General features: G+C 66.0%; 20 protein-coding genes. All 20 read right to left on the reverse strand.

Annotated features, from left to right (window positions below; translation table 11 throughout):
• Positions 1 to 69: 69 nt before the first annotated feature.
• The 20 genes from ureC to BM382_RS22635 all read right to left on the reverse strand — a co-directional run bounded on the left by ureC (position 70) and on the right by BM382_RS22635 (position 20,561).
• Positions 70 to 1,770: an urease subunit alpha gene (gene ureC / locus BM382_RS22540; RefSeq protein WP_072443947.1), complete on the reverse strand. Its 1,701-nt coding sequence runs from the start codon at positions 1,768 to 1,770 to the stop codon at positions 70 to 72.
• Positions 1,771 to 1,878: 108 nt separating this feature from the next.
• Positions 1,879 to 2,184 (reverse strand): urease subunit beta, encoded by a 306-nt coding sequence (locus BM382_RS22545; protein WP_011059000.1) that lies wholly within the window; start codon positions 2,182 to 2,184, stop codon positions 1,879 to 1,881.
• Positions 2,181 to 2,714: a GNAT family N-acetyltransferase gene (locus tag BM382_RS22550; RefSeq protein WP_011059001.1), complete on the reverse strand. Its 534-nt coding sequence runs from the start codon at positions 2,712 to 2,714 to the stop codon at positions 2,181 to 2,183. Before BM382_RS22550 ends, BM382_RS22545 begins: the two co-directional genes overlap by 4 nt.
• Before the next feature lie 7 nt (positions 2,715 to 2,721).
• A complete protein-coding gene (locus BM382_RS22555; protein ID WP_011059002.1) occupies positions 2,722 to 3,255 on the reverse strand; it encodes a GNAT family N-acetyltransferase in 534 nt (177 codons plus the stop codon).
• Positions 3,256 to 3,264: 9 nt separating this feature from the next.
• Positions 3,265 to 3,567 (reverse strand): urease subunit gamma, encoded by a 303-nt coding sequence (gene ureA, locus BM382_RS22560; RefSeq protein WP_011059003.1) that lies wholly within the window; start codon positions 3,565 to 3,567, stop codon positions 3,265 to 3,267.
• Between the two features lie 57 nt (positions 3,568 to 3,624).
• Complete coding sequence (locus tag BM382_RS22565; protein WP_072443949.1) at positions 3,625 to 4,464, reverse strand: urease accessory protein UreD; 840 nt, start codon at positions 4,462 to 4,464, stop codon at positions 3,625 to 3,627.
• Between the two features lie 30 nt (positions 4,465 to 4,494).
• Positions 4,495 to 5,193 carry an urea ABC transporter ATP-binding subunit UrtE gene (gene urtE / locus BM382_RS22570; protein ID WP_019094031.1) on the reverse strand — a complete coding sequence of 233 codons (699 nt, stop codon included), beginning with the start codon at positions 5,191 to 5,193 and terminating at the stop codon, positions 4,495 to 4,497.
• 103 nt (positions 5,194 to 5,296) lie between these two features.
• Positions 5,297 to 6,157 (reverse strand): urea ABC transporter ATP-binding protein UrtD, encoded by an 861-nt coding sequence (gene urtD, locus BM382_RS22575; protein WP_015633970.1) that lies wholly within the window; start codon positions 6,155 to 6,157, stop codon positions 5,297 to 5,299.
• Positions 6,154 to 7,233 carry an urea ABC transporter permease subunit UrtC gene (gene urtC / locus BM382_RS22580; RefSeq protein ID WP_011059007.1) on the reverse strand — a complete coding sequence of 360 codons (1,080 nt, stop codon included), beginning with the start codon at positions 7,231 to 7,233 and terminating at the stop codon, positions 6,154 to 6,156. The genes urtD and urtC overlap by 4 nt, the downstream gene beginning before the upstream one ends.
• Complete coding sequence (gene urtB, locus BM382_RS22585; RefSeq protein ID WP_072443951.1) at positions 7,233 to 8,735, reverse strand: urea ABC transporter permease subunit UrtB; 1,503 nt, start codon at positions 8,733 to 8,735, stop codon at positions 7,233 to 7,235. The genes urtC and urtB overlap by 1 nt, the downstream gene beginning before the upstream one ends.
• Before the next feature lie 147 nt (positions 8,736 to 8,882).
• The gene (gene urtA / locus BM382_RS22590) at positions 8,883 to 10,148 is read right to left on the reverse strand and encodes an urea ABC transporter substrate-binding protein (protein WP_072443953.1); all 1,266 of its coding nucleotides are present in this window, start codon (positions 10,146 to 10,148) and stop codon (positions 8,883 to 8,885) included.
• Between the two features lie 225 nt (positions 10,149 to 10,373).
• Positions 10,374 to 10,673, reverse strand: coding sequence for a 7(1) septoil knot domain-containing protein (locus BM382_RS22595; RefSeq protein ID WP_083541081.1), 300 nt, complete (start codon positions 10,671 to 10,673; stop codon positions 10,374 to 10,376).
• Between the two features lie 149 nt (positions 10,674 to 10,822).
• Positions 10,823 to 11,833 (reverse strand): FecCD family ABC transporter permease, encoded by a 1,011-nt coding sequence (locus BM382_RS22600; protein WP_011059011.1) that lies wholly within the window; start codon positions 11,831 to 11,833, stop codon positions 10,823 to 10,825.
• Complete coding sequence (locus tag BM382_RS22605; RefSeq protein WP_072443957.1) at positions 11,830 to 12,789, reverse strand: ABC transporter substrate-binding protein; 960 nt, start codon at positions 12,787 to 12,789, stop codon at positions 11,830 to 11,832. The genes BM382_RS22600 and BM382_RS22605 overlap by 4 nt, the downstream gene beginning before the upstream one ends.
• The gene (locus tag BM382_RS22610) at positions 12,786 to 13,574 is read right to left on the reverse strand and encodes an ABC transporter ATP-binding protein (RefSeq protein ID WP_072443959.1); all 789 of its coding nucleotides are present in this window, start codon (positions 13,572 to 13,574) and stop codon (positions 12,786 to 12,788) included. The genes BM382_RS22605 and BM382_RS22610 overlap by 4 nt, the downstream gene beginning before the upstream one ends.
• A 41-nt stretch (positions 13,575 to 13,615) precedes the next feature.
• Complete coding sequence (locus tag BM382_RS22615) at positions 13,616 to 15,742, reverse strand: TonB-dependent receptor (protein ID WP_072443961.1); 2,127 nt, start codon at positions 15,740 to 15,742, stop codon at positions 13,616 to 13,618.
• 155 nt (positions 15,743 to 15,897) lie between these two features.
• Positions 15,898 to 17,280, reverse strand: a complete 1,383-nt coding sequence (locus BM382_RS22620; protein ID WP_072443963.1) for a PepSY-associated TM helix domain-containing protein — start codon at positions 17,278 to 17,280, stop codon at positions 15,898 to 15,900.
• Positions 17,281 to 17,379: 99 nt separating this feature from the next.
• Positions 17,380 to 19,512: a TonB-dependent copper receptor gene (locus tag BM382_RS22625; protein ID WP_011059016.1), complete on the reverse strand. Its 2,133-nt coding sequence runs from the start codon at positions 19,510 to 19,512 to the stop codon at positions 17,380 to 17,382.
• 88 nt (positions 19,513 to 19,600) lie between these two features.
• Positions 19,601 to 20,011, reverse strand: a complete 411-nt coding sequence (locus BM382_RS22630) for a DUF2946 domain-containing protein (protein ID WP_065364904.1) — start codon at positions 20,009 to 20,011, stop codon at positions 19,601 to 19,603.
• Positions 20,012 to 20,066: 55 nt separating this feature from the next.
• On the reverse strand, positions 20,067 to 20,561 hold the full coding sequence (locus BM382_RS22635; RefSeq protein ID WP_072443965.1) for a copper chaperone PCu(A)C: 495 nt from the start codon (positions 20,559 to 20,561) through the stop codon (positions 20,067 to 20,069).
• Between the last annotated feature and the right edge of the window lie 8 nt (positions 20,562 to 20,569).

Consider the following 20,569-nt stretch of genomic DNA (forward strand, 5'->3'; position numbering starts at 1 on the left):
AAAACCGAGACGCATCTTAGCGCCTAATCGAACATTTCAGCAGCCACTCTGCCCAGTGGTGGACCGGCCCTAGAACAGGAAGTAGCGCTGGGCCATGGGCAGCACGTCCGCCGGTTCGCACCACAGCAGGACGCCATCAGCCTTGACCTGATAGGTCTGCGGGTCGACTTCGATATCCGGCAGGTAGTCGTTGTGGATCAGGTCGGTTTTCTGCACGTTGCGACAGCCCTTGACCACGGCGATGCGTTTTTTCAGCCCCAACTGCTCCGGCACCCCGGCCTCCAGTGCCGCCTGGCTGATGAAGGTCAGGCTGGTGGCGTGACGGCTGCCGCCGAAGCTGGCGAACATCGGCCGGTAGTGCACCGGCTGCGGGGTCGGGATCGAGGCGTTGGCGTCGCCCATCAGGCTGGCGGCAATGGCCCCGCCCTTGAGGATCAGGGTCGGCTTGACCCCGAAGAACGCCGGGCGCCAGAGCACCAGGTCGGCCCACTTGCCCACTTCGACGGAACCCACCTCATGGCTGATGCCGTGGGTGATCGCCGGGTTGATGGTGTACTTGGCGATGTAGCGCTTGACCCGGAAGTTGCTGTTGCCCGGGCCGTCTCCCGGCAGCGGACCGCGCTGGCGGTGCATCTTGTCGGCGGTCTGCCAGGTGCGGGTCACCACTTCGCCGACCCGGCCCATGGCCTGGCTGTCGGAGCTGATCATGGAGAAGGCCCCGAGGTCGTGGAGGATGTCCTCGGCGGCAATGGTCTCCCGGCGGATGCGGCTTTCGGCGAAGGCCACGTCCTCGGCGATGCTCGGGTCCAGGTGATGGCAGACCATCAGCATGTCCAGGTGTTCGTCGATGGTGTTGCGGGTGAAGGGCCGGGTCGGGTTGGTGGAGCTGGGCAGCACGTTGGCCAGGCCGCAGGCCTTGATGATGTCCGGGGCATGGCCGCCGCCGGCGCCTTCGGTGTGGTAGGTATGGATGGTGCGGCCCTTGAAGGCGCCCAGGGTGGTTTCGACGAAGCCCGATTCATTGAGGGTGTCGGTGTGGATCGCCACCTGCACGTCGTACTCATCGGCCACGCTCAGGCAGTTGTCGATGCTGGCCGGGGTGCTGCCCCAGTCCTCGTGCAGCTTGAGGCCGATGGCCCCGGCCTTGACCTGTTCGATCAGCGGCTCGGGCAGGCTGGCGTTGCCCTTGCCGGTAAAGCCGATGTTCATGGCGAAGGCGTCCGCCGCCTGGAGCATGCGCGCCATGTGCCAGGGCCCGGAGGTGCAGGTGGTGGCGTTGGTCCCGGTGGCAGGTCCCGTGCCGCCACCGATCATGGTGGTGACGCCGCTCATCAGCGCCTCTTCGATCTGCTGCGGGCAGATGAAGTGGATATGGGTGTCGATGCCGCCGGCGGTGAGGATCATGCCCTCACCGGCGATGACCTCGGTGCTGGCGCCGATGGCGATGTTCACGTCGGGCTGGATGTCCGGATTGCCGGCCTTGCCGATGGCGGCGATGCGCCCGTCCTTGAGGCCGACGTCGGCCTTGACGATGCCCCAGTGGTCGATGATCAGGGCGTTGGTGATCAGGGTGTCCACCACCTCGGCGGCCAGCAACTGGCTCTGGCCCATACCGTCACGGATCACCTTGCCGCCGCCGAACTTCACTTCTTCACCGTAGGTGGTGAAATCCTTCTCCACTTCGATCCACAGCTCGGTGTCGGCCAGCCGCACCTTGTCGCCCACGGTGGGGCCGAACATGTCGGCGTAGGCTTCACGGGAAATCTTCATCGCAGCTCCTTACAAAAACAGGTCTTGCAGGAGCCGGCTTGCCGGCGAAGGGGCCCGAAAGACCGCATTCGCCGGCAAGCTGGCTCCTACGTGCGTAGGGTCGAGGGATCAGAGGTCGCCCATGATCCGCCCGGCGAAGCCGAATACCCGGCGCTTGCCGGCCAGTTCCACCAGTTCCACTTCCCGGGTCTGGCCCGGTTCGAAGCGCACCGCGGTGCCGGCGGCGATGTTCAGGCGCATGCCGCGGCTGGCGGCACGGTCGAAGGTCAAGGCGTCGTTGGTTTCGAAGAAGTGGTAGTGGGAGCCGACCTGGATTGGCCGGTCGCCGCTGTTGGATACGTTCAGGCGCAGGGTACGGCGCCCGGCGTTGAGTTCGATCTCGCCGGGCTGGATCTGGTATTGGCCAGGAATCATAGGGGTTGTCCCAGGGTCTTGAAGTAGATGGCGGTGGCGGTATAGGTGCCGTCCGGGCTCTGGCAGTAGTTGGGCAGTTCGCCGACCCGGGTATAGCCCAGGGCGCGGTAGAACTCTTCCGCCGCGGAGCCGGCCTCCGTGTCCAGGTACAACAGCCCGCGCTTGTGCTGGCGGGCGGCCTGTTCCAGGGCATTCATCAACTGCTGGCCCAGGCCGCGGCGGCGGGCGCTGTGCAGGACCTGGAGCTTCTGCACCTCGGCGCGGTTGCGCCCGTTGGCCTTCATGCACAGGGCCAGTTGCACGCTGGCCAGGACTTTCTCGTCGCGTACCACCACCCACAACAGCAGGCTGCCGTCCTCGACCCCGGCCTGCACGCTGCTGAGGTAGCTGCGGGCCTGGCTGTCGTCGAGATCGGCCATGAAGCCGATGGACGCACCATGCTGCACCGAGTCCAGCAGCAACTCGATCAGTCCCTGACGGTAATGGGCAAAGCTTTCTCCATGGACAAGGCGCAGTTGGGCGGCGTTCATCGAGATTTCACTCCTTGTGCGGGGCGGGCGGTTGCGCCCCGGGGTTGAGAATCAGCTGCATGAAGGTCAGGTCCAGCCAGCGCCCGAACTTGGTGCCCACCTGAGGCATCTGCCCGGTGCTGATGAACCCCAGGCGCTCATGCAGACGGACCGAGGCGCTATTGCCGCTCTCGATGGCGGCCACCATCACGTGCTTGCCACAGCCCCGGGCGCGCTCCAGCAGCACCGCCATCAACTGCGGGCCCAGGCCGTTGCCGCGCTGGTCGCTGCGCACATAGACCGAATGTTCCACGGTGTGACGGAAGCCGTCGAAAGGCCGCCAGTCGCCGAAGGAAGCGTAGCCGAGCACCTGCTCCTCGGCGTTGATGATCACCAGGATCGGATAGCCCTGGGCCTGGCGTGCGCTGAACCAGGCCTGGCGGTTGCCCAGGTCTACCGGTTGCTCGTTCCAGATCGCCGTGGTGTTGAGCACGGCGTCGTTGTAGATGTCGCGGATCGCCGGCAGGTCGGCATGCAGGGCATCGCGGATGCGATAGGTCATGGCACGGCCTCAGGCGATGGGTTGGTGAACGGTGACCAGCTTGGTGCCGTCGGGAAAGGTGGCTTCCACCTGGATGTCCGGGATCATCTCCGGGATGCCTTCCATCACCTGCTCGCGGCTGAGCAGGGTGGTGCCGTAGTGCATCAGTTCGGCCACGGTCTGCCCGTCCCGGGCGCCTTCGAGCAGCGCCGCGGAGATATAGGCCATGGTTTCCGGGTAGTTGAGCTTGAGGCCGCGGGCCAGTCGCCGCTCGGCCACCAGGCCGGCGGTGAAGATCAGCAGCTTGTCTTTTTCGCGTGGGGTCAGATCCATCGTGGTCAATCCGTTGTCAGGCAGTAGAAAAAGGTGCAGTGGAAAAGGGCATGCGGGTCAGGTGTTCCAGATTCTGGGTGGCCTAGCTTCGCGGCCCAGCAGCGCCGGGCGCAGCAGGCGCCACAGCTCGATCAGCCAGCCCCGGGCCTGCAGAGCTTCGCTGGCCAGGCAGCGGGCCACCAGCAGGCCCGGCAGTTGGCTCAGGTCGCCGCGTACCGGGTGCGCCAGGGCGCGGCAGCGTTCCAGCAGTTCGCTGTCGATTTCACCGGTCACCAGCAAGGTGGCGAACACCGGCTGGCCATCCAGGCCGATGGGGGAATCCAGCAGGCCGTCGCCACCGCCGATGCGCTGGCGTTCATGCCACAGCGGCCGGCCGTCGCGGTACAGGTCCAGGTGGGCCTGGAAATGGCCCTGCTCGAACCGCTCGCCACTGGCCGGGCGACCCAGGGCAATGATGTCCCAGTAGAACAGCCGGGCATCGCCCTGCAATTCGATGCGGGTCGTGAGCTCGGCCTGGGCAGCGCTGAAGACGATGGTTTCCTGGGGCAGCCACTCCAGGGTCGCGCCCGGCGCTATCTGCAGGTTCAGGGCCTGGCTGGCCGGGCCGGTGGCGCGATACCACTTGGCCGCCCCGGGGCTGGTCAACTGGGCCCAGGCACCGCTGTCGACCCGGGCGCTGATGGCCAGCCGATCACCGCCGGCAATGCCGCCGGGCGGGTGGACGATGATGTGCTGGCAAACCTCGGGGCCTTCGGCATACAGGTGCTTCTGCACCCGCAGCGGGCCCAGGTGGCGGCGCAGCACCGGGCGCGTGGTGGCACCGCAACGGGCATAGGCCAGCTCCAGTTCGGCGTGCCAGCTGGGAGTGAACAGGGCGGTGGCGGCAGGTAGGTTCATGCTGGGTCGTTATCGTTAGGAGGCTACAGATTAGATCGTAACCAGGCCGCGTACACCCTCGGCCTGCATATTTTCGCCGCGGCCCTGCTGGATGATTTCCCCCCGGGACATCACCAGGTACTGGTCGGCCAGTTCGGCGGCAAAGTCGTAGAACTGCTCCACCAGCAGGATCGCCATGTCGCCCCGGGCCGCGAGCTTGCTGATCACCGCGCCGATCTCCTTGATCACCGAGGGCTGGATGCCTTCGGTGGGCTCATCGAGGATCAGCAGGCGCGGGCGGCTGGCCAGGGCCCGGCCGATGGCCAGTTGTTGCTGCTGGCCGCCGGAGAGATCGCCGCCACGGCGCTGCTTCATCTGCAACAGCACCGGGAACAGTTCGTAGATGAAGGCCGGCACTTCCTTGGCCTGGGAGCCGGGGAAGCGGGACAGGCCCATCAGCAGGTTTTCCTCCACGGTCAGGCGGCCGAAGATTTCCCGGCCCTGGGGCACGTAGGCGATCCCGGCGTGGACGCGCTGATGGGGCTTGTAGCCGGTGATGCCCCGGCCCTCCCAGTTGACCGCGCCCTCCTTGGCCGGCAGCAGGCCCATCAGGCACTTGAGCAGGGTGGTCTTGCCCACGCCGTTGCGCCCCAGCAGGCAGGTGACTTCACCGATCCGGGCCTCGAAGCTCAGGCCGCGCAGGATGTGGCTACCGCCGTAGTATTGGTGAAGCTTGTCGACTTGGAGCATGGTCGGGTACTCGAATTTTGTGGGGATTGCGGGGTGGTCTTCGCTGGCCAGCCAGCTCCTGCGGGAGGGGTAGGAGCCGGCTTGCCGGCGAACGGCGGTTGCGCTAACGGCCGAGGTAAACCTCGATCACCCGTTCGTTTTCCTGCACCTGTTCCAGGGAGCCTTCAGCCAGCACGCTGCCCTGGTGCAGCACGGTGACGTGGTCGGCAATCGAGCCGACAAAGCCCATGTCGTGTTCCACCACCATCAGCGAGTGCTTGCCCGCCAGGGTCTTGAACAGCTCGGCGGTAAATTCGGTCTCGGCGTCGGTCATGCCCGCCACCGGTTCGTCCAGCAACAGCAGTTGCGGGTCCTGCATCAGCAGCATGCCGATCTCCAGAAACTGCTTCTGGCCGTGGGACAGCAGGCCCGCCTGGCGTTGAGCCGAAGGGCTCAGGCGAATGGTCTCCAGCACCTGGGCGATGCGGTCCTGCTGTTCTGTGCTCAAGCGTGCCCCGAGGCTGGCCCACACCGACTTGTCGGTCTTCTGCGCCAGCTCCAGGTTCTCGAACACGCTCAGGGCCTCGAACACCGTGGGTTTCTGGAACTTGCGGCCGATCCCGGCCTGGGCGATCTGCACTTCGCTCATCTGGGTCAGGTCCAGGGTTTCGCCGAACCAGGCCTTGCCCCGGGAGGGGCGGGTCTTGCCGGTGATCACGTCCATCAGGGTGGTCTTGCCGGCGCCGTTGGGGCCGATGATGCAGCGCAACTCGCCGACACCGATGTACAGGTTGAGGTCGTTGAGGGCCTTGAAACCATCGAAGCTGACGCTGATGTCCTCCAGGGTCAGGATGGTGCCGTGGCGGGTGTTGAGGCCCTTGCCGGCGGCGTGGCCAAGGCCGATGGCGTCGCGGCTGGTGCCGGCGTCCTTGTTGGTGTCGAGAATGGGTTCGAGCATGAAGTCCGCCGTTGCTGTGACTCTCATTGTTCACCTCGTTTGTTCAGCAGGCCGATCACGCCCTTGGGCAGGTACAGGGTCACGACGATGAACAGCGCACCGAGGAAGAACAGCCAGTATTCGGGAAAGGCCACGGTGAACCAGCTCTTCATGCCGTTGACCACACCGGCCCCCAGCAGCGGGCCGATCAGCGTGCCGCGCCCGCCCAGGGCGACCCACACGGCGGCCTCGATGGAGTTGGTGGGGGACATTTCGCTGGGGTTGATGATGCCCACCTGGGGCACGTACAGGGCCCCGGCCAGGCCGCACAGCACGGCGCTCAGGACCCAGACGAAAAGCTTGAAGCCGCGCGGGTCGTAGCCGCAGAACATCAGGCGGTTCTCGGCGTCGCGCAGGGCCGTCAGCACCCGGCCGAACTTGCTTCGGGCCAGGCGCCAGCCCAGGTACAGGCTGCCCACCAGCAGCGCCACCGTGGCCAGGAACAGCACCGCCCGGGTGCCCGGTTCGGTGATGCCGAAGCCCAGGATGCTGCGGAAGTTGGTAAAGCCGTTGTTGCCGCCAAAGCCGGTCTCGTTGCGAAAGAACAGCAGCATCCCGGCGAAGGTCAGGGCCTGGGTCATGATCGAGAAGTACACGCCCTTGATCCGCGAGCGGAAGGCGAAGAAGCCGAACACCAGGGCCAGCAGCCCCGGGGCCAGCACCACCAGGCACAGGGCCCAGAGGAAATGCTCGGTGCCGGCCCAGTACCAGGGCAGTTCGCTCCAGGAAAGGAAGGTCATGAAGGCCGGCAGGCCATCCCCGGCGGCCTGGCGCATCAGGTACATGCCCATGGCGTAGCCGCCCAGGGCGAAGAACAGGCCGTGGCCCAGGGACAGCAGCCCGGCGTAGCCCCAGACCAGGTCCAGGGCCAGGGCGACGATGGCGTAGCAGAGGATCTTGCCCACCAGGGTCAGGGTGTAGGCCGAGACCTGCAGCGGGTTGTCCGCCGGTAGCAGCGACAGCAGCGGCAGGGCCAGCAGCACCAGGAGCAGCAACGCCCCGACGGTGATCGTGACCCTGGGCCCGGCTTTCTGGGTGGCGGTAATGAGCAGTGGTTGATTCATCAGTCGATCACCCGTCCTTTCAGTGCGAAGAGTCCCTGCGGGCGTTTCTGGATAAACAGAATGATCAGCGCAAGGATCAGGATCTTGCCGAGCACGGCGCCGATCTGCGGTTCGAGGATCTTGTTCGCCACCCCCAGGCCGAAGGCCGCCAGCACGCTGCCGGCCAGTTGCCCGACCCCGCCGAGTACCACCACCAGGAACGAGTCGATGATGTAGCTCTGGCCCAGGTCCGGGCCGACGTTGCCGATCTGGCTCAGGGCCACGCCGCCCAGGCCCGCAATGCCCGAGCCGAGGCCGAAGGCGAGCATGTCCACGCGCCCGGTGGGCACGCCGCAGCAGGCGGCCATGTTGCGGTTCTGGGTCACCGCGCGCACGTTCAGGCCCAGGCGGGTCTTGTTCAGCAGCAGCCAGGTGAGCACCACGACAAACAGCGCGAAGGCGATGATCACGATGCGGTTGTAGGGCAGTACCAGATTGGGCAGCACCTGGATGCCGCCGGAGAGCCAGGCCGGGTTCGCCACTTCGACGTTCTGCGCGCCGAACAGCAGGCGCACCAGCTGGATCAGCATCAGGCTGATGCCCCAGGTGGCCAGCAGGGTTTCCAGGGGCCGGCCGTAGAGGTGGCGGATCACCGTGCGCTCCAGGGCCATGCCGATCCCGGCGGTGACGAAGAACGCCACCGGCAGCGCCAGCAGTGGGTAGTACTCGATGGCCTGCGGGGCGTAGCGCTGGAACAGCAACTGCACCACATAGGTGGCGTAGGCGCCGAGCATCAGCATCTCGCCGTGGGCCATGTTGATCACCCCCAGCAGGCCGAAGGTGATGGCCAGCCCCAGGGCCGCCAGCAACAGGATCGAACCCAGGGACAGGCCGCTGAAGGCCTGGCCCAGCACTTCGCCCACCAGCAGCTTGCGCTTGACCTGGGCCAGGCTGGTTTCGGCCGCGGTGCGTACCGCGGCATCGGCTTCGACCCCGGGTTCGAGCAGGCCTTCGAGGCGGGTACGGGCCAGCGGGTCGCCGGTTTCCCCCAGCAGGCGCACGGCGGCCAGGCGCACCGCCGGGTCGCTGTCCACCAGTTGCAGGTTGGCCAGGGCCAGGCTCAGGGCATCGTGCACGTCCGGGGCTTGCTCGGCGGCCAGTCGGGCATCGAGGAATTTCAGTTGCGCCGGCTTGGCGCTTTTCTGCAGTTGGCGGGCGGCGGCCAGACGGCTGTTGGCGTCGCTGGCGAGCAACTGGTGGCTGGCCAGGGCGCTGTCGATCAGGCCCCGCAGGCGGTTGTTCAGGCGCAGGGTTCTGCTTTCGCCGGCGATGTTCAACTGGCCCTGCTGCAGGGCGTTGAGCAGTTCCAGGCGCGCCGGGTCGGGCTGCGCGGCCCAGCTTTCCAGAAGCCGGGCCTGCTCGCCGGAGTTGCCGGCGACGAAGTCTTCGGCATCCCCGGCCTGGGCCGTCCATGGCAGTAACAGCAGGCCGGCGAGGATCAAACGGTAGAGGGCAGTGGGCATATCGGTGTCCTTGAAAGCGCCCGGATAACCTGTAGGAGCGAGCTTGCTCGCGATCCGCGCAGCGGCCAGCCGGGCGGTTTTCGTTGGAGGTCCTGCGGACCTCGTCGCGAGCAAGCTGGCTCCTACGGGGAAGGCGTCAGGTTCGGATCAGTTGCTCTTGACCGCGTAGTCCGGCTTCTTGTCGTTGCCCGGGATGAACGGGCTCCAGGGCTGGGCACGGATCGGGCCTTCGGTCTGCCAGACCACGTTGAACTGACCGTCGGGCTGGATCTCGCCGATCATCACCGGCTTGTGCAGGTGGTGGTTGGTCTTGTCCATGGTCAGGGTGTAGCCCGACGGTGCGGCGAAGGTCTGCCCGGCCAGCGCCTCACGAACCTTGTCGACATCGGTGGACTTGGCTTTCTCCACTGCCTGGGCCCACATGTGGATACCGACGTAGGTGGCTTCCATCGGGTCGTTGGTCACGGCCTTGTCCGCCCCCGGCAGGTTCTTGGCCTTGGCGTAGGCTTTCCAGGCGGCGACGAACTTCTGGTTCACCGGGTTATCCACGGACTCGAAGTAGTTCCAGGCCGCCAGGTTGCCCACCAGTGGCTTGGTGTCGATGCCGCGCAATTCTTCCTCGCCCACGGAGAACGCCACCACCGGCACGTCGGTGGCCTTCAGGCCCTGGTTGGCCAGTTCCTTGTAGAAGGGCACGTTGGAATCGCCGTTGACCGTGGAGATCACTGCGGTCTTGCCGCCGGCGGAGAACTTCTTGATGTTGGCGACGATGGTTTGATAGTCGGCATGACCGAAAGGGGTGTAGACCTCTTCGATGTCCTTGTCCGCCACGCCCTTGGAGTGCAGGAACGAGCGCAGGATCTTGTTGGTGGTGCGCGGGTAGACGTAGTCGGTGCCCAGGAGGAAGAAGCGCTTGGCGCTGCCGCCGTCCTCGCTCATCAGGTATTCCACCGCCGGGATCGCCTGCTGGTTCGGCGCGGCGCCGGTGTAGAAGACGTTGGGCGACATCTCTTCGCCTTCGTACTGCACCGGGTAGAACAGCAGGCCGTTGAGCTCCTCGAACACCGGCAGCACCGACTTGCGCGACACCGAGGTCCAGCAGCCGAATACCACAGCCACCTTGTCCTGGGTCAGCAACTGGCGGCCCTTCTCGGCGAACAGCGGCCAGTTCGAGGCCGGGTCCACCACCACCGGCTCCAGCAGCTTGCCGTTGACCCCGCCCTTGGCGTTGATTTCGTCGATGGTCATCAGCGCCATGTCCTTGAGGGACGTTTCGGAGATCGCCATGGTGCCCGACAGCGAGTGCAGGATCCCCACCTTGATGGTTTCGGCGGCCTGGACGGTCCAGGTCATGCCCATCGCGGCAATGCTTGCCGTGAGAGTGAAAGCCTTGAGCAAACTACGACGCTTCATTGTGCGATCTCCATGAACTCTTGATTTTTCAGGTGGTAGATGCGGACTGCTGAAGGGCTGTTTTGCAAGGGGTGTGCCGAGTCGGCGCAAGGCATGAAAACGTCGCTTTAACGGCGCGGGCGGGGGAGGTGATGCCCCAAGACGAGGCCTGGGCAAGGGCGTGGTGCGCGAGGATGCGTCATTGTGGTGCTGCCGCTGGGCGGCAGCCGTGGCCTGGGGGTGGCTTCAGTTCACGCCCGGGAAGGAATCGACATATTTGATGGTGAAGTCGGGAAAGGAGTCGACGATCTGGATCTTGTAGTCGGGAAAACTGTTGACGATTTTCCACTTGCCCGGCGCGTCGGCAAAGGAGTTGACCTGCTTCACCTTCAGGTCGGGGAAGGAGTTCACCACCTTGACCTTGTAGTCGGGGAAGCTGTTGACGATCTGGATGTTGCCGTAGATTTTCGAGACATCGACAGAGGTGTCGGCCACGGCGCCAAGGGAGGTGCCGAGCAGCAAGGTCAGGAGCGCGGTTCTGAACATGAGACTCATCCTGAGAGATCCAAGCGCGCGATCTTAAAGCAAGGGCGACGATTGTAGGAGCTGGCTTGCCAGCGAAGAGGCCTTCGAACCAGGCACAAGGCCTACGGGCGCCTTCGCAGGCAAGCCGGCTCCTACAGAGGCGGGCACAGTCAGCGGCGGCGCATCAGGCCGATGAAGAACACCCCGCCGATGGCCGCGGTGGCCACGCCGATGGGCAGGTCCTCGGGGGCGATCAGGGTGCGCGCAGCCACATCCACCCAGACCAGGAACACGCTGCCCAGCAGTACGCACACCGGCAGCAGCCGGCGGTGTTCGGCGCCCACCAGGCGCCGGGCAATGTGCGGCACCATCAGCCCGACAAAACCGATGGAGCCGCTGATGGACACCAGCACTCCGGTCATCAGCGAGGCAATCAGGAACACCTTCAGGCGCACATTGCGCGCGTTCAGGCCCAGGGTCACGGCGGTCTGCTCGCCGGCCATCAGGGCGTTCAGCGGGCGCGCCATGCCCAGCAGCAACACCAGCCCCAGCAGCACGCTGGCGGCGGGGATCGCCAGCAGTTCCCAGCGCGCCAGGCCCAGGCCGCCGAGCATCCAGAACATCACTGCGGAGCTGGCGCGGTGGTCGCCCATGAACAGCAGCAGGTTGGCCGCGGCCATCATCACGAACGACACCGCCACCCCGCACAGCAACAGCCGGTCGCTGTCGAGGCGGCCGTTGCGGGCGGCGATCCCCAGCACCAGCGCCATGCTCAGCAGGGCGCCGACAAAGGCCGCCAGGGGCAGGGTCAAAAGCCCGATGACCTGGCCCAGGTGCAGCACCACGATCACCGCGCCGAGGGTGGCGCCGGAGGTCACCCCCAGCAGGTGCGGGTCGGCCAGCGGGTTGCGGGTCACCGCCTGCAGCACCGCGCCGATCAGTGCCAGCCCGGCACCCACCAGGGCCCCCAGGAGCATGCGCGGCACGCGGATCAGCCAGACGATGTGCTCCTGGCCCGGGCTCCAGTCCACAACGCCCAGGCCCAGGGCCTTGTGCAACAGAATGCGCCCCACCACCTCCACCGGCACCCGCGCCGGGCCAAAGCCTAGGGACACCACGCAGGACGCCAGCAGCAGGGCGCCCAGGGCCATCAACAGTGCGGCATAGCGGGGACTGGTCATTCGCCGTGGAAACCCTTGGCCAGGGTTTCCACCGCCAGCACGTTGTCGATGCCCGGCGTGGCCTGCACATAGGGGATGACGATGAAGCGCTGGTTCTTGATCGCATCGACTCCTTGCAGGGCCTTGTTGTTCAGCAGGAACTGCTGCTTCTGCTCGGCGCTGACTTCGCTGTAGTCGACGATCACGATCACCTGCGGGTTGCGCTCGACCACGGTTTCCCAGTTGACCCGGGTCCAGCTGGCGTCGACGTCATCGAGGATATTGCGCCCGCCGGCCGCGTCGATCAGGGCCTGGGGCATGCCCAGGCGGCCCGAGGTCATGGCCCGGTCTTCGCCGCTGTCATAGAGGAATACCCGCGGCTTGTCCCTGGGCAGGTCCTTCTGTACCTGGGCCACCTGCTCCTGCATCCGGGCGATCAGGGCGTTGGCGCGATCCTGCACGTCGAAGATCCGCCCGAGGTTACGCAGGTCGGTGTAGGTGTCCTCGAGGCTGGCGGCCGGGCGCTTCATCACGAAGGCGCAGGACTCGGTCAGCTCGTAGACGTTGATCCCCAGCGGCGCCAGGGTCTGGGGCGTGAGGTCGCCGCCCACGCGCATGCCGTAGTCCCAGCCGGCGAAAAAGAAGTCGACGTTGGCATTGAGCAGGGTTTCCACCGACGGGTACTTGGCCGCCAGTTCCGGCAGGCCGTCGAGCAGGGCGCTCATCTGCGGGGTCACGGCCTTCCAGCCGCTGATCCCGCTGTAGCCCACCATGCGTGGCTTGAGCCCCAGGGCGAGCATCATCTGGGTCATGTTGATGTCATGGCTGAGGGCGTGTTGCGGTGCTTGCTTGAAGGTCACTTCGCGGTTGCAGCTGGTGATGGTCAGCGGGTAATGGGTGGCCTCGGCGAAGGCCTGGGCGGCCCCCAGAGACAGGGCCAGGAGCAGGCTGGAGCGAAGCAGGGAGCGCAAGGTCATGGTTGGGTGATCCAGGTGATTCGTGGGTAGCCGGACAGGGGATGGGCGTCGATCAGCGCCTCGACGCCGAAGACGTTGCGCAGCAACTCGACGGTGAGCACCTCGCCGGGCGTGCCGCTGGCGACGATGCGCCCGTGGTCGAGGACATACAGACGGTCGCAGAAGGCTGCGGCCAGGTTCAGGTCGTGGATGCTCGCCAGGGTACCGATGCCCAGGCGCTTGACCCGCTGCAGCAACTCTAGCTGGTAGCGCGGGTCGAGGTGGTTGGTGGGCTCGTCGAGGATCAGCAACTGGGGTTGCTGGGCCAGGGCGCGGGCCAGGATCACCCGCTGTTTCTCACCGCCGGACAGGGTGGCGAAGGCGTGGTCCTCGAAGCCCAGCAGGCCCACCGATTCCAGGGCCTCGCGGGCGATGCGCCGGTCGTCCTGGGTGTCGCCGTCGAACAGGCCCTTGTGCGGGGTGCGGCCCATGGCGACCACCTCTTCCACAATCAGGCCGAAGGCGTCGGGAAACTCCTGGAGGACCACGGCGATGCGTTGCGCGCACCAGCGCGGCGACTGCTTCCACACATTCTGATGCTCAAGCTGCACCTCGCCCTGCTGCGGCTTGCTGAAGCGATAGGCGCAGCGCAGCAGGCTGGTCTTGCCGCTGCCGTTGGGCCCGATCAGGCCGACGAACTCGCCGGCCGCCACCTGCAGGCTGGCCTCACGCAGTTGGAACTGGTGGTGGCAGTGGCCCTGGCCCAGGGGTGTCCAGGCCAGGTTGGTGAGGTTCAGGGAGGTCATGCCGTATCCGTGTGGTCCCCGCGCGGTGGCCGCAGGTGAGGTTAAAAGGTGTAGTCAGCGGTGACGAAGAACGAGCGCGGCTCGCCGAGTATCCATTGCTGGCCGTCATTGTATTGGCTTTGCGCGTAGTGGCGGTCAAACAGGTTGTTCAATTGCAGGCCCAGGGTGGTGCTGGGCAAGGCTTTCCATGACAGCGCGGCATCCACCACGGTGTAGCTGGGCAACTGATTCCGGTTGGCCATGTCGGCGTAGCGTGCGTCTACGTAGCGCACTCCGGCGCCGGCCCGCAGGTCATCGTCGAGGGCCTTGCTCAGCCACAGGTTGGCGGTGCGCCGTGGCACGTCCACCGGGCGCTTGCCGTCGCGGGAGACCTGCACGCCGTCGACGTCCTGCTGGAAGTCGTCGTACCGGGCGCGAACGATGGCGGCGTTGGCCTGCAGTTGCCAGGCGCGGGGCAGTTGCAGGTCCAGGCTGGCTTCCAGGCCGTTGGAGGATTGCTGGCCCACCTGCTGTTTCAGGTCCGGGTCGCCCGGGACATCGGTCAGCAGCTTCTTCTTGACGATGTGGTAGGCCGCCAGGGTCCATTCGCCGCGCTGGTCCCAGAACATCTGCTTGAGGCCGATCTCGGTCTGCCTGGCGCTGGAGAGGTCGAATTGCTGCTGGTTCTTGCTCAGGGAAATCAGCCCGCCGACACCGTCGGTGCTGGTGGAGTACTGGCCATAGAGGGAGGTGTCCGGGGTCACCGCAAACACCAGCCCGGCCTTCCAGTTGTTACCGGTCAGGGTCTTGTCGCTTCGGCTGTCGTCCTTCAAGTCATCGCGATCAATATGCACGTAGTCGCGGCGCACACCGCTCACCAGGGACCAGCGCTCGCTGAGCTGCAGGCGGTTTTCGGCGAACACCGACATCTGCCTGGTGGTGGTCTTGAACTGGTCGCGGTAGGGGCTGTCGCTGGCGAAATCGCCCGGGGCCGGGTGGTACAGGTCCACCGGCTGACCGTGGGTGAAGCTGTCGGTGAAGGGCGAGTTGCTCTTCATGTGGAAGCGGATGCGGTTGTAGTCGACCCCGGTCAGGGTCTGGCTGTCGAGGCCCAGCAGCGAGTGCTTGAAGGTGAAGGTCTGGCGGTCGCCGACCTGTTCCTGCTGGTGACCGATGCCGAAGTTGCCGCTGCGGGTCAGTTGCCGGTTGGCCGGATCGTAGTTGTAGTTCTCGGCGTTCTGCCAGCGGCGCTGGGCCTTGAGGTAGTACAGCTCGTTGCTGGCGCTGAGGTTGTCGGAAATCTGCCATTGGCTGGTCAGGCGGGTCCACTGGTCGTTGTAGTGCTGCTTGTCATTGCCGACGTTGTAGTTCTTGTCCCGCAGGCTCTTGTGCAAACGCCCGTCGATCAGCGGCGTGCCGAAGTAGTTCATCGGGTTCTGGTCGCCGTAGTCGTGGGCCAGGGTAAAGGCCAGGTCGTCACGGGCCTGCCAGCGCAGGGCAGCGCTGACGAAGTCGCCGGAGGAGTCGCCCCGGTCGATCCAGCCGTTGCTGCGCTCGCGGTTGAGGTTGAGCCGGTAGCTCAGGGTGTCGCTCAGGGAGCCGCCGCTGTCCAGGGCCTGCTGCTGGCGATCGAAGGAGCCGTAGCCCAGGCGCAGGTGGTTTTCGATTTCGCCGCTGAACGGCTTTTTCGCAACGGTGTTGATCACCGCACCGGTGGCGCCTTCGCCGTACAGCACCGAGGCCGGGCCGCGCAGCACGTCGACCCGCTCCACCGCCCAGGCGTCCACCGGGAAGGTCACGGTGCCCATGCCGGTGTACATGCGGTTGCCGTCATACAACTGCATCACCGAGCTCTGCCCGGTAAAGCCCCGTGCCGACAGCGAGGTGCCGCCGTCGCCCGGGGTGCCGGTGCGGCTGATGCCGGCGCTGCGCGATACCGCGTCCTGGATGCTCCGATCGCCCCGGGCGCGGATTCGATCGCCGCTCAGGCTGTCGGTGCTGGCCGGGGTTTCCAGGGCGCTCAGGCCCAGGCGCGAACCGGCGCTGGTGGGGGTGGCCAGGCGGATGCTGTCGTCGGCTTCGCTGGCGGCGGAGATGGTGCCGGTGGGCAGGGTCAGGGCGGAGCCGTCGGCCTGGGCTGGGGAAGTCAGGGCCATCAGGCAGAGGCTGGGCAGCAGGTACTTGTTCATCGGGACGGTGAATCACTTCTTCCAGAGGGTTGCCCGCAGCGGATGAGGCTGCGGGCGGGGATCTTACACCAAGCGTTATAAAGTAACATTATAACTGTGCGCGACTGAAGCGCGCGGAGTGTACAGAGCCCTCTGGAATGCGCATCTCGGCTGATTCATGTTGAAGATGAGGCTGATTCAGGATCACGGTTCCAGCGCGATAGCAGCAGGCGGTCCAGCAGCCAGACCACGACCAGCGAAGCCCCCACCAGCGGGAAGGCTAGGGCCAGCAGGCCGATGACCAGCATTGCGGTCTTCCAGCGTGGCAGGTCGTGGCGCAGTGGTGGTACGCCGAGCCGGCCCTGGGGCCGTCGTTGCCACCACATGATGAGACCACTCACGGCGCCGAGCAGGATCATTAGGCACACCACCAGCACCAGGATCTGGTTGAAGCGCCCGAACATCTTGCCTTCGTGCAGCATCACTCCCAGCTCGGTGGCCCGGGCCACGTTGCTGTAGTCCTTCCAGCGCACATCGGCGAGCACCTGGCCGCTGTACTGGTCGACGTGCAGGGTGGCGTCGTGGCGCGGGTCGTCGGCGAATACGGCGATGGTGAATACCCCTGTCGCCGTGCTCGGCAGGGTGATGCTGTAGCCCGCTTCGACCTGGCGCTGACGGGCGATGTCCTGCACCGCCTGCAGGCTGATGGCGGGGGCGGCCGCAGCGGTATTGCCGGCGTTGTGGGCCATGTGCTCGGCGTGGTCGCCGGACATCGGCATGGGGGTGTTTTCCAGGGCCCAGGGCACGGTCTGGCGGCTGGCGCTGTTGAGCTCTCCGGCCTGCTGGTCGGAGGTCGGCACGTCGTTCCACATGGCCGCCGGAAAGCGGTTCCACAGGTCGGCGTACTGCTTGCCCCAGAAGCCGGTCCAGGTCATGCCGCTGAGCAGCATCAGCAGCAGGAAGGCCGAGCCCCAAAAACCCAGCACACCGTGCAGGTCACGCCAGAACAGGCGGCCGCGGGCACTCCAGCGTGGCCAGAGTACCCCGGCCGAAGACTTGCCCCGCGGCCACCACAGGTACAGGCCCGAGACCACCAGGACAATGCCCCAGCTCGCGGCCAGTTCCACCAGCCGGTCACCCGGGGTGCCGATCATCAGCTCGCCATGAATGGCCCGGGCCATGGCCTGCAGGTTGCCCTTGGCATCCTGCTCGCCGAGCACGTCGCCGTGGTAGGGGTCGATGAATACATTGAGTTCCTGGCCTTTGTGCTGCACCACGAACTGCGCGCTGCGCTCGGCATCCACAGGGGGCAGGTACTGCTTGATATGGCCCTGGGGGTAGGCGGCCTGAACCCGTTGCAACAGCTCATCGGCGCTGAGGCTGTGGTGGGCGGCAGGCACCTTGAGCAGGCTGGGGTACATCAGCGGGTCCAGCTGCGGTTTGAACAGGTAGACGATGCCGGTCAGGGCCAGCATCACCATGAAGGGGGCGACGAACAGCCCGGCGTAGAAATGCCAGCGCCAGGCCAGGTTGTAGAAAGACACTTTGGGTCGGTTCATCGGGGAAGGCTCCGCAGGGCTGTGGATCTTTTCTTATGGGGGCTGTTCGCCGGCAAGCCGGCTCCTGCGACGAGGAGACGGCGTGCCGGCGAAGGGGCATCAGAAACTCAGGTCAACCTTGGTCCAGAGCGTGCGCCCCGGTTCCTTGATGGCTTGCGGGTCCGTCGCCGGATAGCCGAAGCCGGCATTGCCCGCCAGGTTCAGGTGCTCGGCGTAGGCCTTGCCGAACAGGTTGTCGACCCCGGTGCTGAGCTTGAGGTTCTTGGTCACCCGGTAGGCGCCGTTGAGGGAGAACACGCCGAAGCCGCCGCTCTTGCCGAAGTCCTTGCCGACCACGTTGCCCTTGTTCAGGTCCACCCGGTTCTGCGCGGCGACCACGCGCCACAAGGCCCCGGCGCTCCAGTCGTCCTCGCTGTAGGTCAGGCCCAGGCGCGCGTCCAGCGGCGGCATCTGTGGCAGGGCCTTGCCGTCGCTGCTGTTCTTGCCCCAGGCGTAGGCCAGGGTCGCGTCGGCTTTCCAGTTGGAGGTCAGCTTGTAGGCCGCGCCCAGTTCGCCGCCCATGATCCGGGCGTCGATGTTCTCGGCCCGAGAGGTGCTCATGCCCATCATTTTCGAGTTGTAGTCGAAGAGGATGTAGTCGCGCACCTGGCCGATGTAGCCCGAGGCCCAGGCTTCCAGGTCTTCACCCTGGTATTGCAGGCCGAAGTCGAGCTGGGTGGTCTTTTCCGGCTTGATCGAATCGAAGGCGTTCACCGAGCCGGCCGGGCCCATTTTCGGCGAGAACAGCTCCCAGTAGTCGGGGAAGCGCTGGGTGTGGCCAAGGCCGACGTAGAGCGTGGTCGGGCTGTCGGCCAGGTCATGCTCGTAGCGCACGAAGCCGCTGGGCAGGGTATCGGCCCGGGTGTCGCCGGCGGTGGGGTTGGGGCGGGTCATCATTCCCGAGCCGATGCTTTGCCGGTAGTCCTTGGCCGAGGCGCGGTCCAGGCGCGCGCCGGTGATCATGCGGTCACGCTCGGCGGCGTACCAGGTCAGCTCGCCGAAGGCTCCGTAGTTGTGGAAGTCGGCGTCCTTGGTGCGAGGCAGCTCCTTGTAGGTGTCGATGCCGCTGCTGGCGCGGTTGCGGTGTTCGTTGGTCTGGGCGTCCAGGCCGCCGATCAGTTGCAGGTCGGCCCAGCGCCAGGTGGCCTTGATCCGCGCCCCGAGGGTGCGACGGTCGACGTTGGAGGCCATGGGGCCGGCCATCATTCCGGTGCCGGATGGGGTGCGCAGGCTGTAGTTGTCCATCACGTGGTCGGCGTAGTTGTAGTAGACCTGGGCCTCGACCTTGTCCAGCACCTCGCCAAGGTTGGACTTCTCGAAACGCAGGCCCAGGCTTTCGCGCTTGAATTGCGAGCCGTCCATGCCGCGCCCGGCGTAGCGGGCTTCGCCATCGCCCTTGCCGGCGGTGAGTTCCAGCAGGGTGTCGGCGTCCGGGGTCCAGCCCAGGGCCACGTCACCGTTCCACTTGTCGTAGCGCGAGGCCACGGTGTCATTGTTGCCGTCGCGGTAGTCGTCGGCGTGGGCGGTGTTGCCGATCACCCGCACATAACCCAGGGGGCCACCGGCAGCGGCATCCAGGGTCTTGTCGAAGCGCCCGTTGGAGCCGGCCAGCAGGCTGGCATTGACCCGGGTGCCGAGTTCGCCGAAATGTTCCGGTTCGCGCTCGAAAAGCACCGTGCCGGCCGAGGCGCCCGGGCCCCAGAGCACGGTCTGCGGGCCCTTGATCACGGTCAGCCGGTCGTAGGTTTCCGGAGAGATATAAGAGGTCGGCGCGTCCATGCGGCCCGGGCAGGCGCCGAGCATCATGCCGCCGTTGGTGAGGATGTTCAGCCGCGAGCCGAACATGCCCCGCAGCACCGGGTCGCCGTTGGTGCCGCCGTTGCGCACCAGGGCAAAGCCGGGAATGGTCTTGAGGTAGTCGCCGCCGTCACTGGCCGGCACCGGCTGGCGCGGGTCCTTGGGGTTGGTGACCACGGTCAGGGGCGAGCTGGGGGCGATGGCGGTGATCACCGTCGGGCTCAGTTCGGTGCTGTGCCGGGAGTGGTCCGTTGCGGCATCGTCGGCCAGCGCCAGGGGCGTCAGCAGAGCGCCGCAGAGGACCGCGAGGGCGCGGTTGAAGTGCTGGCGCGCAGGGTTCAGGGCGAAGGTCTTGAGTGGCTGGGCAACGCCCAGGCGAGAGTCGGCAGAAAACATAGATGTTCCATCGTTCGGTCTTGAATGACACGGCCGCGGGTACGCGTCTGTCGCGCTGACAGCCGGCCGTGTGAGATGAGCTGAAGACTCAGGCGAGGAACGGTGGGGCGCGGGTCAGGGCGCCGGGGAACACGGTCTGCCGGGCGTGGCCCAGGCGCGTGGCGGGGATCAGGAAATACGGTGTGGGTGGCGTGAACAGAGCGGCGAACGACAGCGCCGAAGGCAGTGCCGGGCAATTGAACAGCAGGCTGCAATAACCGCACTTTTCCCAGAGCACATGCTCTTCGCCCTGGGATCTGCCCTTCTGTGCGTGGTGCGGGCTTTCACCGTGGCAGCCGGGCGCAGCGTCGCCCATGTCCATGGAAACGGACATGTTCATCGGCATCGCGTGATCCATCGGCATCGACTGGGAAATCAGCGGGCCGATAAAGATCATCAGCATGGCGAACAGGCTGATCCAGCTGCCGCGGCGGACTCCAGACGAGTCGCGGCGCGGCACGGACCGCCTGCGGCCAGGCGCGTGCGGGGCGTTCACGGTGAGGGCCGGTCAGTGCTTACTGGGCGTGCATATGCCCTTGCATGGCGTCCGGCGCCTGCTTCTGCACCGCCACTTCGACCGTGACGTCACCGGCTTTTTCAAAGTGCAGGGTCAGCGGGAAACGCTTGCCGTCGGTGAGCAGGCTGCGGTCCTTGAGCTCCAGCAACATCACGTGGTAGCCCATGGGGGCGAAGGTCGCCTCGCCACCGGCGGGCACCGCCACCTTGGCCACTTGTTGCATCTTCATCATGTCGCCTTGCTTGACGTGCTCGTGCAGCTCGGCCTTGCCGGCGATCGGCGAGTCGACGCTGAGCAGGGTGTCGGCGTTCTTGCCCGGGTTGTGCACCACGAAGTACGCGGCCACGGTGGGCGCGTTCGGCGGCAGTTCCTGAGACCAGGGATGGGCGATCTGCAGGTCACCGGCCTCGTAGTCGTGGGCGGTGGCGAAACAGGCAGGCAGCAGCAGTGCGGCCAGCAGCAGGGATTGCTTGACCAGGGATGGTTTGGACATGTGAGTTC

Origin of the sequence: Pseudomonas sp. NFPP25, assembly GCF_900116505.1 — a bacterium.
Lineage (GTDB): Bacteria > Pseudomonadota > Gammaproteobacteria > Pseudomonadales > Pseudomonadaceae > Aquipseudomonas > Aquipseudomonas protegens.